Origin of the sequence: Dactylosporangium sp. NPDC049525 (genome assembly GCF_040676755.1) — a bacterium.
Classification (GTDB): domain Bacteria; phylum Actinomycetota; class Actinomycetes; order Mycobacteriales; family Micromonosporaceae; genus Dactylosporangium.
Genome location: NZ_JBFAPO010000046.1, coordinates 1 through 11,754, shown reverse-complemented (window position 1 = coordinate 11,754; position 11,754 = coordinate 1). Strand labels below are relative to the sequence as shown.

The window sequence follows — 11,754 nt, the reverse complement described above, 5'->3', positions numbered from 1 at the left end:
GCATGAGCGAACACCGGTTCGTGGAGTCCCTGCCCGACCTCATCGAGCCCGCCGAGTACGCCGAGCACCCCGAGGGCCGCCTCGTGCGGCTGCGCATCGAGGTGAGCGCCGACGGCGTGCGTATCCTCGGCGACGCGTTCCGGCCCGCCGCGCTCGAGGCCCTGCTGCACGAGCTCGGCGGCGGCCCCGTGGAGCAGATGCTGTGCGGCTGACCGGCGACACGCCCGAGCCCGGCGGCCCGGCCCGGCCCGTCCCGGTCGACGTCGATGATCGATACGGTTCGGTCGGCCTGGAGGTGCAGTTCGCCACGGCGGGCGACGACTTCGAGGCGGGACTGGCGGCGCCGTTCGGCACGCGGCTGGCCGGCGGCACGGCCCTGGAACCGGGCGCCGAGTTCACCGTCGCCGGCGCCTCACCGTGGAACCACGCCACCTGCACCCGCTGCCGCCACACCTTCCGCCGCGGCGACCGGGTCCGCTGCGACGACGCCGGCGAACCCCGCCACCGCTCGCCCGGACTCGGCTGCCTCGGCGACGACGCCTTGCCGGCGCCCGCCGGACCCGGACCCGCGGCCGGGGCGAGCGCGTTCGTCGCCGGCCTGGAGGAGGCGTGGCGGCCGCCCGCAAACGTGCCGGTCGTGCGGCTTGACGCCGGGCATCACCTGCTCGCGCCGCCGGTCGGCGGGCTGCTGCGGGCGTCGTGCCTGTTCTGCGCGCACACGTTCCGCCCCGGCGAGGCCGTCGTGATCTGCCCCTGCCGGCCGTCGCAGCAGCGGTGCCGGGCGGCCGTGCACCGCGACCCGGCCGCCGGGCTCACCTGCTGGGAGAGCTGGCGACCGGGCGGGGCGCTGGCCGTCTGCCCGGTGACGCTGGTGGCGATCGACGCCCCCGGCCCGGGACAGGGGCACTGATGGGCACACCGGCGGGCGTTGTCGAGGACGACCGGTTCGCGCGGCAGCGGGCCATCCCCGACTGGGATCAGGAGCGGGTCGGCAAGGCCGCCGTCGTCGTGGCCGGCGTCGGCGCGCTCGGCAACGAGGTCGCGAAGAACCTCGCGCTGGCCGGGGTCGGCCGGCTCGTGCTGTGCGACCCCGACACCGTCGCGGCCAGCAACCTCAGCCGGACCGTCCTGTTCGGACCGGACGACGTCGGCCGGCCCAAGGTCCGGGCCGCCGCGGACGCGCTGCGCCGGCTCGCGCCCGGGACCGAGACCGTGACCCGGCCGCACGAACTGACCCGCGCGGCGGGACTGGGGGAGCTGGCCGACGCCGCCGCCGTGATCGGGTGCCTGGACAGCCGGCACGCCCGGCTGCGGCTGCTCGGCCGGTGCGCGCTCGCCGGGGCCGCGCTCGTCGACGGCGGGACGCACCCGTGGGGCGGCGAGGTCCGGCTGCGCGTCGACCCCGCCGACGGCTGCTACGGGTGCACGCTCACCCCCGGCCAGCGGGCCGAGGACGACCTACCGGCCGGGTGCCTGCCGCCGGTGCCGCCGCCACCGGCGCCCGCGTCGATCGTCGCCACGTCGATCGTCGCCGGGTGGCTCACCCTCGCGGCGCTCCGGCTCGTCCTCGGCCGGCCACCCGGGTGGCGGCTCCTCGACGTCGACGGGTTCACCGGCAGCACCGCCCCGGTCGCCGTGCGCCGCGACCCCGCCTGCCCGCACCACGAGCCGCTCGGCCCGGCCGAACCCGTGCCCGTCGGCACCGCCGAGCCGGTCGCCGCGCTGCTGGCCCGCGTACCGGACGGCGCCGAGCCCCTTGCCTGGCGGCCGTTCGCGGTCCCGACCACCTGCCGGTCCTGCGGCGCCGGCTACCGGCCGCCCGCCGGGCACCCCGGCGGCGTCGAGCCGTGCCCGGCCTGCGGCGCGCCGGTCCGGCTGCGGCGCAGCGAGCGGCTGCGCGCCGCCGGGCCCACCGTGGCACTGCACGACCTGGGGGTCGCCCCGGGAGAGATCATCCCCGTACGCCTGCCGGAGGGTCGGTATCGATGGTTACGACTGGCGTCCTGAGGTTCCCGGGCCGGCCCGAGGAGCCGGCCGCCCGCGACATCCAGCTCCGGCAGGAGGACCGGGTGCGGCTGTTCCACGAGGTCGCGCGCATCTTCAGCAGCGAGCGGGCGGCCCGCCCGCTGCTCAACGACCTCGGCTACCCACGTGCCCGGCTCCCCGGCTGGGGCGACACCACCGCCGAGGAATGGTGGGACGAGGTCTTCGCGCAGCTGGAGAACGGCATCGTCGCCGCGCCGTACCGCACGCTCATCGGCGCCGTCCTCAACCGTTACGAGCGCAACACCGTGATCCGCCCGATCGCGGTCGCGTACGGGCTGGTGGCCGCCGGCCCCGACGACGTGCTGCCCGACGAGCCGGACGAGCGGCCCGTGGCACCGGTCGCGGCGTTCGCGGCCGCCGTCGCCGCACCGCCCGCCGCCGAGCCCGCCGACACCGTCGCCGCGGCCCCGCCGGCCGTCGCCGAGCCGCCGCCGCGCTGCCACGTGATCCTGCGGGCCTCGACCGAGGACGCGCGCGCCCACGCGGCCGCGACGCTGCACCGGGCCGGGCTGCGCGCCACCGAGGTGTGGTCGACGGAGCACGCGGTGTCCTACGAGGTCGACTCCGACGACGCCGCCGTGGTGCGGCAGCTGCTCGCCGGGACCGGCCTCGGCTGGACCGTGGTGGCGCCCGGGCAGCCGAACTACCTGTTCCGGCAGCTGTTCTTCCAGGGCCCGGACGGGTCCCGGTTCCGGGTCACCGACGCGCCCGCGCAGCAGACCGTGGGCAGCCTGGTGACCGAGGTGGTGGAGAAGTACCCGTCCGGCGCCCAGTCCGCCGGCCGCCCGACCGTCGTGGACCGGGTGCTCGGCGACGGCGGCCGGGAACGGCTCAACCCCGCGGACACCCTGCACGACGCCAACGTCCAGGACGGCGACAACTTCCGGATCGCATTCGAGGGACGGGCCGGCCGATGAACCCGATCCAGCGCCAGGACGCCCTGCAGCGGGTCCTCAACCAGGTGCTCGCCTACGCCGCCGCGCACCCGACCTTCGCCGTCGAGGCCGACTCGATGACGCTGCCGACCGAATACGACGTGGCGTTCGAACAGCCCGGGTTCCGGCCGCCCGCAGTGCCCGGCGGCGAACCCGAGGTGATCGGCCGGCACGAGGTGCTCATCCAGCTCGGGCCGGAGTTCCCGGCGAAGCCACCGGCCGTGTACTGGCTGACGCCGGTCTTCCACCCCAACGTCTACCCCAACTACGACAGCCCGCAGCACCGGGAGAACCCGAACGCGGCCGGCCTGCTGTGCCTCGGGCTGCTCGACACGGGCTGGTATCCGGCGTACGACTTCCGCGACCTGTGCCAGACGATCGTCGACATCGCCGGCTACCGCAACTACGACATCTTCGAGACCACCGGCGCGGACGCCGCCGGGCCGCAGCTGCGCGGCAACTTCTACGACCCCAACGCGGCCGGCTGGGCCCTGGACCACCAGGCCGACATCGAGGCGATCGGCGGCCGCCCGGTGATCCACCGCCCGCCGGTCGGCCTGACCTACGACAACGTCATCGAGCAGCTGGAGTAGGGGCCGGACGATGGCGCTGGGGATCGAGATCTACCGCACCGACGACTACGTCGCCGTCGGGCGCATCGACGTGCTGCCGGTGCTGCTGCCGGAGCTCGAGCGGCTGCTCGGCGAGCCGCTGCGCAACGTGGAGTGCAAGCTGACCTTCTACGCCATCGCCGACGACGAGACGATCGACGGCGAGCCGTCGGTGGTCAACCTGCGCGGCGGATACGGCTTCGTCCAGGTCCGCATCATCCGCGACGGCCGCGTCATCTACCAGCACGCCCACGCCGTCCGTGAGCTCATGGGCCGTCCCCTGCAGCGGATCCTTGCCAGGCAGGCGCCGCAGGAACGGTACTGGGGCTTCGGCCTGGTCGGCCCGGAGCTGCCGGCCGCCCGCCTGGTCCGTCCGGCCCCCGAGGCGACCGGCACGATGCTGGTGCCGGGCGAGGGCCGCGGCGCCCGCGCGTCCGTCTTCCACCTCGAGGAACTGCCCGACCCGGAGCCGGACACCGCCGCCGCCGCGGACCTGGCCCCCGGCGCGGACCTGGCACCCCCCGTCCCGGGCCTCGGCCTGCGCGTCCTGCTCGCCCCGAAGGTCGCTGCCGACCTGCGGGGCGGCCTGCCGCTGTCCACCGAGACCGAGGACGGCGGCTTCCTGCTCGGCCGCCTCTACCGCGACGCCGAACACGACGGCGCCCACCTGGTCCTCATCACCGACGTCGTCGCCGCCGAACGCACCGGCGCGTCCATGGTGCACTTCACGTTCACGGGCGAGAGCTTCCTGCGCGCCGGCGACGTCATCGCCCGGCGCGACGCGGGGGAGCGGCTCGTCGGGTGGTACCACACCCATCTCTTCCCGGCCTCGACGCGGATGGGGCTGTCGAGCATCGACGTCGACCTGCACCACCGCACGTTCCGCCGGCCCTGGCAGATCGCCGGCCTCATCAACCTCGACGGGACCGAGCGGACGCTGCGGTTCTACGGTCCGGCGGGCGACGGGCCCGGCATGCTCGAGGTGCCGTTCGGGGCGGCCCCATGAGCGCGCTGGAGACCGCCCGCCGGGTGCTGCGCTGGGCCGCCGCCCCGTCCGGGCCGCCACCCGCGGCGCCGCTGCGGGACGTGCCCGACCTGGCCACCCCGGCGCCGGCCGACGTCGCCGCGCTCGCGCGGCTCACCGCGGAGACCGCGGCCCGGCTCGGCGCCGGGCGGCCGCCGTTCGGCGACGCCGGCCCCATCGGCGGCGGGGCGCTGCTGCTCGCCGCGGCCATCGGCGGGCGCGTCGAGGCCGAACGGGCCGAACTGGTCGCGGACGCCGCGGCGCAGCGGGGGCCGGGCCCGGTCGGCTGGGCCGACGAGCTGGCGCGGCTGGCCGTGGTGTGGCCGGCCGTGTATCCGGGCCTGCTGCGCCGCGACCATCCCCGCGCCGGAGGCCGGCACGCCGGCCTGCCGGAGCCGCTCGTCGCCCGGGTGCTGCGCGCCGCGCCGCTCGCCGGCGTCCTGCTGCACCCCGGCGCCGCCGACCGGACCGCCGCGGCGTCGTTCGCCGCCCAGCTGGTGCGCCGCCCGCGCGGGCCCGAGGTCTTCGCCGGCGCGCTCGCCGACCCCGACGCCGGCGCCGTCGTACTGACCTGGCGGGCCGAGCTGCTCGACCGGCTGCGCCTGGACCGGCCCGCGGCGGTGCTCGAGGTCTTCGTCACCGCCCGGCTGCGCCACGGCCCGGCCTGGACCGACCGGGTGACCTGGGCCGGTCGCCGGCTCAGCTCCCTCGTGCGGCTCGACGACGCCGACGCCGCCCTCGCCGTGGCGACGGTCCGCTACTGGGCCGTCCTCGCCGCGCTGGCCACCGCCGAGCCCGCGCTGGTCACGGCCCGCCCGTTCCTGGAGGGCCACGAACCGGCGCTGCGCCTGGCCCGCCGGTACGGCTTCGTCGGCGCGGCCGGCCCTGCGACGGAAGGAGCGACGCGATGAGTCACAGCCGGCGGCGGGAACTGAGGATGGTCCCGCTCGACCCCGCGGCGTTCGACGACCGGTACGTGCTGGCCGACGACGAGCTGACCCTCGGCGAGCTGCTGGCCGAACAGCCGGCGTACGCGCTGGAGCCGCTGGACCCCGACGACCTGAAGATCCGGGTCTCCCGGCTGCTGATCAGCGCCGTGGAGGCCGACGCCGCCACGCCGCTGTTCCGGCCGCCGGGCATCGCGTTCCCGGTCGGCACCGCCGCGGTCGCCCCGGCCGTGGCCGCCGGCGCCGCCGAGGAGCCCGCGCCGGGCTCCGGTGCGGCCGTGGTCGCGGCCGTGGAGCATCCCGAGGCGGTCGACGAGCGCTGGGCCGTGCTCATCGCGCACGACGTGGAGATCAGCCGGGCCGCCGGGTACCTCGACAGCGGCCTCTCGGTCCTGGTCACCTGCGAGAAACTGCTCGTCGAGCACCTGGTGGCCGAGATCGCCGGGCGCAGCGGGCGCCGGGCCCGGATCGTCGAGCCCGAACGCGGCGACGGCGGACCGGCCGACCCGATCGGCGGCGCCGGCGGGCGGCGGCAGGAGGTCCTCGCCGCGATCAACGCCGCGGTGCGCGAGGCGAAGCCGAACGACGTGGTCGTCGTCCCGCACCTCGACCTGCTGGCCGGCGGGACCGACGCGACCCTCAACGCCGAGGCGCGGGAGCTGACCGACGTCCTGTACGAGCGCAGCGCCGTGACGCTCCTGGCGTTCACCGATCCGTCGCTCATGGTGCCGGAGGTGCTGGCGAACCGGTTCGCGGTGCGGCTGTCGATCGACATCCTGCCGCGGGAGGTCGCCTCGGTGGGCGGGGCGGCCGTGCCGATCGGGGCGGCGCTGGTCACCCGGGCCGAGGCCGAGCTCTTCGCCGGGTTCGAGGCCCGCACGCTGTACAAGCACATCGCCGGGATGAACCCGGTGCGGCTGCGGCACGCCGTGCGCTACGCGTACCACATCCATCGCGGCCGGCCGGCCTCGTTCGGGGACCTCGTCGCGCAGCTGCGGACCTTCAAGGCGCGCACCGCCGGCGTCGAGGTGCCGAACGTGACCTTCCGCGAGATCGGCGGCTACGCGGACGTGCGGCGCGAGCTGGAGCGGGCGATCGAGATCATCCGCGCGGCCGACCGGCTGCCGGACAAGCTGCGCTTCGACCTGGTGCCACGCGGGTTCATCTTCCACGGGCCGCCCGGCACCGGTAAGACGCTGTTCGCCAAGGCCATCGCGAACGCCTTCGACGCCACGATCCTGATCGTCTCCGGGCCGGAGATCACCGACATGTACGTGGGGGAGAGCGAGCGGAAGGTACGGGAGATCTTCGCCGAGGCCCGCCGCAACGCGCCCGCCGTGATCGTGTTCGACGAGTTCGACTCGATCGCCTCGCGGCGCAGCGGCCGCGACGACGGCGGGTCGCGGGCCGGCAACGCGATGGTCGCGCAGCTGCTGACCGAGATGGACGGGTTCCGGCCCGAAGTGCCGGTCATCGTCATCGGCACGACGAACCGGATCGACATCATCGACGACGCGCTGCTGCGGCCCAGCCGGTTCAAGCCGATCCGGATCGACCTGCCGGACGAGGAGGCCCGGCGGGCCATCGCCAAGGTGCACGCCAGGCACTTCGATGTGGCCGTCGACGAGGACCTCATCGACCGGATCGCCCGCGCCACCGCGCAGCTCAACGGCGACGAGATCCGCTCCGTGTTCCGCGACGCGCGCGCCGACGAGCTGGTCGGCGACCCGCCGCAGCCGGCGGACGCGCGGCGCCTCGGTGAGCTCGTCGGCCGGCTGCGGCTGGCCAACCAGGAGCGCGACGCCGAGAAGCAGGCCGCCGCCGGCCCGGCCCGCCGTGCCGCCACCCGCCCGGCCCGCGTGCCCCTCACCCCGCCGCGCCCCGCGGCGGCGAACCCGAACGCCACCACCGCGAACGCCATCAACCCGACCGCGACGGAAGGAACCAGCCGGTGACCGCACACGAGCTCGACCGGGAGGTCGTCAAGCTCGCCCGGACCTTCGGCCTGCGGGTCGAGGCGATCAAGCAGCAGTTCGTCGACCGCGACGAGGTGCTCGACGTGGTCGCCCTGGCCGTGCTGTGCCGCGAGCACGTGCTGCTCGTCGGCCCGCCGGGCACCGCCAAGACCAGCATGCTGCAGCGCTTCGCGGCCATGCTGGAGACCGAGCCGTTCCACTACCTGCTCACGAAGTTCACCGAGCCGGCCGAGCTGTTCGGCCCCGTCGACGTGCGCCGCTTCCACGAGGGCTTCTACGAGATCAACACGGCCGGGATGCTGCCCACGGCCCGGATCGCCTTCCTCGACGAGGTCTTCCAGGGCAGCAGCGCGATCCTCAACTCGCTGCTGACACTCATCAACGAGCGGGTGTTCCACAACGGCGGCCGGCTCGTGAACGTCGACCTGCTGACGCTGCTGGGCGCGACGAACGAGGTCCCGAACGATCCGGTCCTGCAGGCCTTCGGCGACCGGTTCCTGTTCCGGTGCCGGGTCGACTACGTCCCCGACGCGGCCGTCGAGGAGATGCTGGCGATGGGGTGGAAGGCCGAGCGGGAGGTGATCCGCGGCAACGGGGGCGGGCCGGGCGGGCGCGCCGCCGTCGACCGGTTCCCGATCGAGCAGCTGAAGGTGCTGCAGCACGCCGTCGCCGAGATCGACCTCGGCGACACCCGCGGGGCGCTCGCCGACCTCATCAAGGCGTTCCGTGAGGAGGGCATCGCCTTCTCCGACCGCCGGATCGTCAAGTCGCAGCGGGCGATCGCCGCCTCCGCGCTGCTGGCCGGGCGCGGCACCGCCACCGTCGAGGACCTCGCCCCGATCGTGCACCTGTGGTCCAGCCCGCAGGACGAGGTCTCCATCCGCCGGATCGTCGAGGCGCAGGGCGTGCCGGTCCGCTCGATCGCCGCCGGGGTCCGCGAGCTGCCCGAGATCATGTTCGAGCTGCGCCGCCTGCGCCGGGCCGCGCCCGACGTCGGTTCGGTCGAGGAGGCCCGCGAGGCCATCCGGGTCCTCGGCCACCTGGTGCAGGAGATCCGCGCGAGCCACCCGGACGCGCACCACGAGCTCGGCGAGGCGCAGGGCGCTCAGCGTGAGTACCTGCAGCTCGTCCGCGACCACTTCACCGCAGAGGAGTCCGGCCGTGTGTAACCCCCGCCGTATCGACGTCCAGGCCACGCGGCTGCTGGCCGAGGAGTGGCAGCGGCAGGTCGAGCGGGTCGTGAGCCTCAGCGGCGAGGCCCGCGCCGAGGCCCGCATCCGCGAGAGCCTGTCCGCGACCGTCGCCCGGCCCACCCTCGCCGCGCTCGAACGCATCCTGGACCGCTCCGACGAGTGGACCGCGGACGGCGACGGCTACACCCTCGCGCTCGACGGGGGGTTCGTGCGGTACCTGCCGGAGACCCGCGAGCTCGAGCTGGTGGCGTACCTCGCCGAGCAGGTCACCGGCGTCGGCCGCTCCGAGCGGGAGCTGAGCGGCCGGATCGAGGAGACGCTGACCGCCGCGGGCCGCGGCGACTACTACGACGACGAGTTCGGCGGCGAGGCCCGCGCCCGGGACGCCGCCGCTGTCGCCGCCGCCCGCAGCCTCGACGCGCTCGCCGACGAGCGCCGCGAACGGGCGTACGCCGAGGCCGCCGCCGCGCACGCGGCCGAGCTCGACGCGGCCGCGACCGAGCGCGCCAAGGCCGACCTGGCCCGGGCCCGGGCCCAGCGCACCGCCGACCTCGCCCGCGGCGCCGAGAGCCGGCTGCTCATGATCGGCGTCACCGGGCGCAACGCCTTCCACCGGGTGCTCGCCGAGGCGTACCGCGACGCGATCCTCGCCTACGCCCGGGTGCACGGCGCGGAGCGGCTGTCCGTCTCCGAACGCGACGGCACGGTCGAGATCCAGTTCGAGATGACGGTGTGACGGGATGAGGCTGCGGGTCACGTTCGTGTTCAACCCCGAAACCGGCGAGGCCGAGGTCCGGCTCGACGACGTCGACGACGGCCCGCGCGCCGCGGACCACGACGCCCGGCACGACCGGGCGGCCGCGGACCTCGGCCGGGTCCTGTCGCCGGCCCCGCTCGTCGGCCGGGTCACGCACCGCCCGGCCGAGCCCGCCGCCGGCGAGCACCAGCGCGGCGGCCCCGAGCCGGCCGAGGAGCGCGACGAACGGCGCCGGCTCGAAGGCGGCAGCCGTGGCTAGCCCGCTGCTGGCCCCGGCCCGGGCGAACCTGCTGGAGCGCGCCGCCTCGTGCTACGAGCAGGCCGGCCTGCCCGCCGAGGCGGCCCGCTGCTACGCCGACGCCGGCGCCCACCTGCGCGCCGCGACGCTCTACGACCGGCTCGACATGGCGGCCGAGGCCGCGGCCGCGTACCGCGACGGCGGGCTGCTCGAGCAGGCCGCCTGGACCCTCGTCGACCGGCTCGGCGACACCACGGGGGCACGGGCCGTGCTGCCGCACGTCACCACCGCCCGCACCGAGGCCCAGCGGCTGTCGATCGAGCTGGTCCTGGCCCGCTGCCACCTCGCCGAGGACGGCGGCGGGCGGCTCGTCCCGGCGACCCTGCGCCGCGCCGCGGACCTGCTCGCCAACCGCTCCGTCCGGGTCGAGCTGCGCCTCGAGGAGTGGGCGGTCGCGGTGGCGATCGCCGCGCACCGGTTCGACCAGGTCGCGCTGATCTTCGCCGCCGCGATCCGGGGCCGCCGGCCGCGGGCCCGGGAACGGTGGCAGGCGTGGTCGGAGCGGCAGTTCGGCGCCCCGGTGCCGCTGGCCTGGTTGGAGGAGCGGTGACCAGCTGGTTCCGCCGCCGCCGCGATCCGGCGCCGGCCCCGCCGCCCGTGCGCTCCGTTTCCGCGCCGCCACCGCAGTCCGCGCCGTACGCGCCGCCTGTGCCGCCCGGCTCCGCCGCGGGTGCCGAGCCGGCGCGACAACCGCTGCCGCCTGTGCCGCCTGTGCCGCCCGCGCCGCCCGCGTCGCCGCCCGTGTTCGCCGGCCGCTTCGGGTCGGCGGCCGGGGCGCTGCGCTTCGTCGGGCACGTCACCCGGCTGGGTGGCGAGGACCGCGTCCGCCTGTACCGCTCGCCGCGGCACTGGTGGGTCGTCGCCGACGTGTCCCTCGACGCCGGTCGGGAGCTGGTGCAGCTGGGCGACGGCGTCGCGTACACCGGCACCGCCCAGGCGATGCGCCCGGTCGGCGCCGTCCCCGCCGGCGATCCGGTCGCCGACCCGGCCACCTGGACCGAGGCCGCGGTCGCCGACCTCGTGCGGGCCGGCGGGCTGCACCCGATCGACCGCGCCCCGCTCGGCGAGGCCGTCCTGGTCATGCCCGGCGTCGAGGTCGCCGCCACCGTCCGGCGGGCCCTCGACCTCGGCCTGACCGTCCAGCACCGCCTCGCCCGCCTGCACGCGCTCTTCGGCCCCGACGGCTCCACGATGATGGTCGAGCTCCGGCTGCGCTCCCGCGACCAGCCCGTGCCGCCGTCGCTGCTGGCCGCCGTGGCGCAGCGCCCGCTGACCGCGGTGTGCCGCCGCGCCGGCCGCGACGGGCAGCTGCTCGTCCAGCACGGCCTCGGCGGCCCGGTCCCCGACGACGAGCTGGCCGCGCTGGTCGCCGAGGGCACCTGGCTGCTCGCCGACGCCGCGTTCGGCTGCTGGCGCGTCGAGCCGCTCGCCGAGCGGTACGCCGACAGCGCCGGCCTGGCCCGCCGGCACGCGGTGCCGGAGCTGGTCTCGGGACCGGACCTCGGTGACCTCGCCGCCGTCGATCCCCCGCCGGTCCGGGTCGTGCCCGCCCGCCTCCCCGGCCAGGTCGCCGACGCGGCCCTGCTCGACGACGGCGACCTGCCCAGCGTCGCCCTGGTCCTCGAGGGCCACCCCCTGGCCGAGGCCGCCCGGCTGATCCCGGGCCGGGGCGTGCACCTCCTGCTGGCCGCGGGCGGCATCCTCGCCCGCCTCCCGCTCGGGGAGCCCCTCGCCGCCGTCGGCCCCGGCCTGGTCTACCTGCCGCTCGGCCACCGCCTCAGCCCGCAGCTGCCGCCCGGCGCCCGCGCCGAGCTCTTCGAGCCCGACGAGGAGACGGCGGTGGTCGTCCTGCGCGATCGCGTGCTGCGCTTCGCCCTGGCCGGGCAGGCGCCGGTGTGGCGGCTGTGGGCCGGCCAGCCCCCGCCCGTCGACCTGCAACTGCCGGCGCCGGCGATCGAGCTGCTGGC

General features: G+C 76.5%; 12 protein-coding genes and 1 pseudogene. All 13 read left to right on the top strand.

Going from position 1 to position 11,754, the window contains the following annotated elements; genetic code table 11:
- Window positions 1-2 precede the first annotated feature (2 nt).
- Window positions 3-212 carry a radical SAM-modified peptide, FtsH ternary system-associated gene (locus AB0K00_RS41960; RefSeq protein ID WP_363533236.1) on the top strand — a complete coding sequence of 70 codons (210 nt, stop codon included), beginning with the start codon at window positions 3-5 and terminating at the stop codon, window positions 210-212.
- A complete protein-coding gene (locus tag AB0K00_RS41955) occupies window positions 203-910 on the top strand; it encodes a hypothetical protein (protein WP_363533233.1) in 708 nt (235 codons plus the stop codon). Before AB0K00_RS41960 ends, AB0K00_RS41955 begins: the two co-directional genes overlap by 10 nt.
- On the top strand, window positions 910-2,007 hold the full coding sequence (locus tag AB0K00_RS41950) for a ThiF family adenylyltransferase (RefSeq protein WP_363533230.1): 1,098 nt from the start codon (window positions 910-912) through the stop codon (window positions 2,005-2,007). Before AB0K00_RS41955 ends, AB0K00_RS41950 begins: the two co-directional genes overlap by 1 nt.
- On the top strand, window positions 1,986-2,963 hold the full coding sequence (locus tag AB0K00_RS41945) for an effector-associated domain EAD1-containing protein (protein ID WP_363533227.1): 978 nt from the start codon (window positions 1,986-1,988) through the stop codon (window positions 2,961-2,963). The genes AB0K00_RS41950 and AB0K00_RS41945 overlap by 22 nt, the downstream gene beginning before the upstream one ends.
- Window positions 2,960-3,574 (top strand): ubiquitin-conjugating enzyme E2, encoded by a 615-nt coding sequence (locus AB0K00_RS41940; protein ID WP_363533224.1) that lies wholly within the window; start codon window positions 2,960-2,962, stop codon window positions 3,572-3,574. Before AB0K00_RS41945 ends, AB0K00_RS41940 begins: the two co-directional genes overlap by 4 nt.
- 10 nt (window positions 3,575-3,584) lie before the next feature.
- Complete coding sequence (locus AB0K00_RS41935) at window positions 3,585-4,598, top strand: JAB N-terminal domain-containing protein (protein ID WP_363533221.1); 1,014 nt, start codon at window positions 3,585-3,587, stop codon at window positions 4,596-4,598.
- Entirely contained in the window at window positions 4,595-5,527 is a 933-nt protein-coding gene (locus AB0K00_RS41930) for a hypothetical protein (protein WP_363533218.1), read from the top strand. Before AB0K00_RS41935 ends, AB0K00_RS41930 begins: the two co-directional genes overlap by 4 nt.
- Complete coding sequence (locus AB0K00_RS41925; RefSeq protein ID WP_363533215.1) at window positions 5,524-7,518, top strand: ATP-binding protein; 1,995 nt, start codon at window positions 5,524-5,526, stop codon at window positions 7,516-7,518. The genes AB0K00_RS41930 and AB0K00_RS41925 overlap by 4 nt, the downstream gene beginning before the upstream one ends.
- Window positions 7,515-8,708 carry an AAA family ATPase gene (locus tag AB0K00_RS41920; RefSeq protein WP_363533212.1) on the top strand — a complete coding sequence of 398 codons (1,194 nt, stop codon included), beginning with the start codon at window positions 7,515-7,517 and terminating at the stop codon, window positions 8,706-8,708. The genes AB0K00_RS41925 and AB0K00_RS41920 overlap by 4 nt, the downstream gene beginning before the upstream one ends.
- A complete protein-coding gene (locus tag AB0K00_RS41915; protein WP_363533209.1) occupies window positions 8,701-9,468 on the top strand; it encodes a molecular chaperone DnaJ in 768 nt (255 codons plus the stop codon). The genes AB0K00_RS41920 and AB0K00_RS41915 overlap by 8 nt, the downstream gene beginning before the upstream one ends.
- 4 nt (window positions 9,469-9,472) lie before the next feature.
- Window positions 9,473-9,748, top strand: a complete 276-nt coding sequence (locus tag AB0K00_RS41910) for a hypothetical protein (protein WP_363533207.1) — start codon at window positions 9,473-9,475, stop codon at window positions 9,746-9,748.
- On the top strand, window positions 9,741-10,337 hold the full coding sequence (locus AB0K00_RS41905; protein WP_363533204.1) for a hypothetical protein: 597 nt from the start codon (window positions 9,741-9,743) through the stop codon (window positions 10,335-10,337). Before AB0K00_RS41910 ends, AB0K00_RS41905 begins: the two co-directional genes overlap by 8 nt.
- Window positions 10,334-11,754 (top strand): annotated as a pseudogene (locus AB0K00_RS41900) (hypothetical protein); the annotation flags it as partial. The gene AB0K00_RS41905 and the pseudogene AB0K00_RS41900, both read left to right, overlap by 4 nt.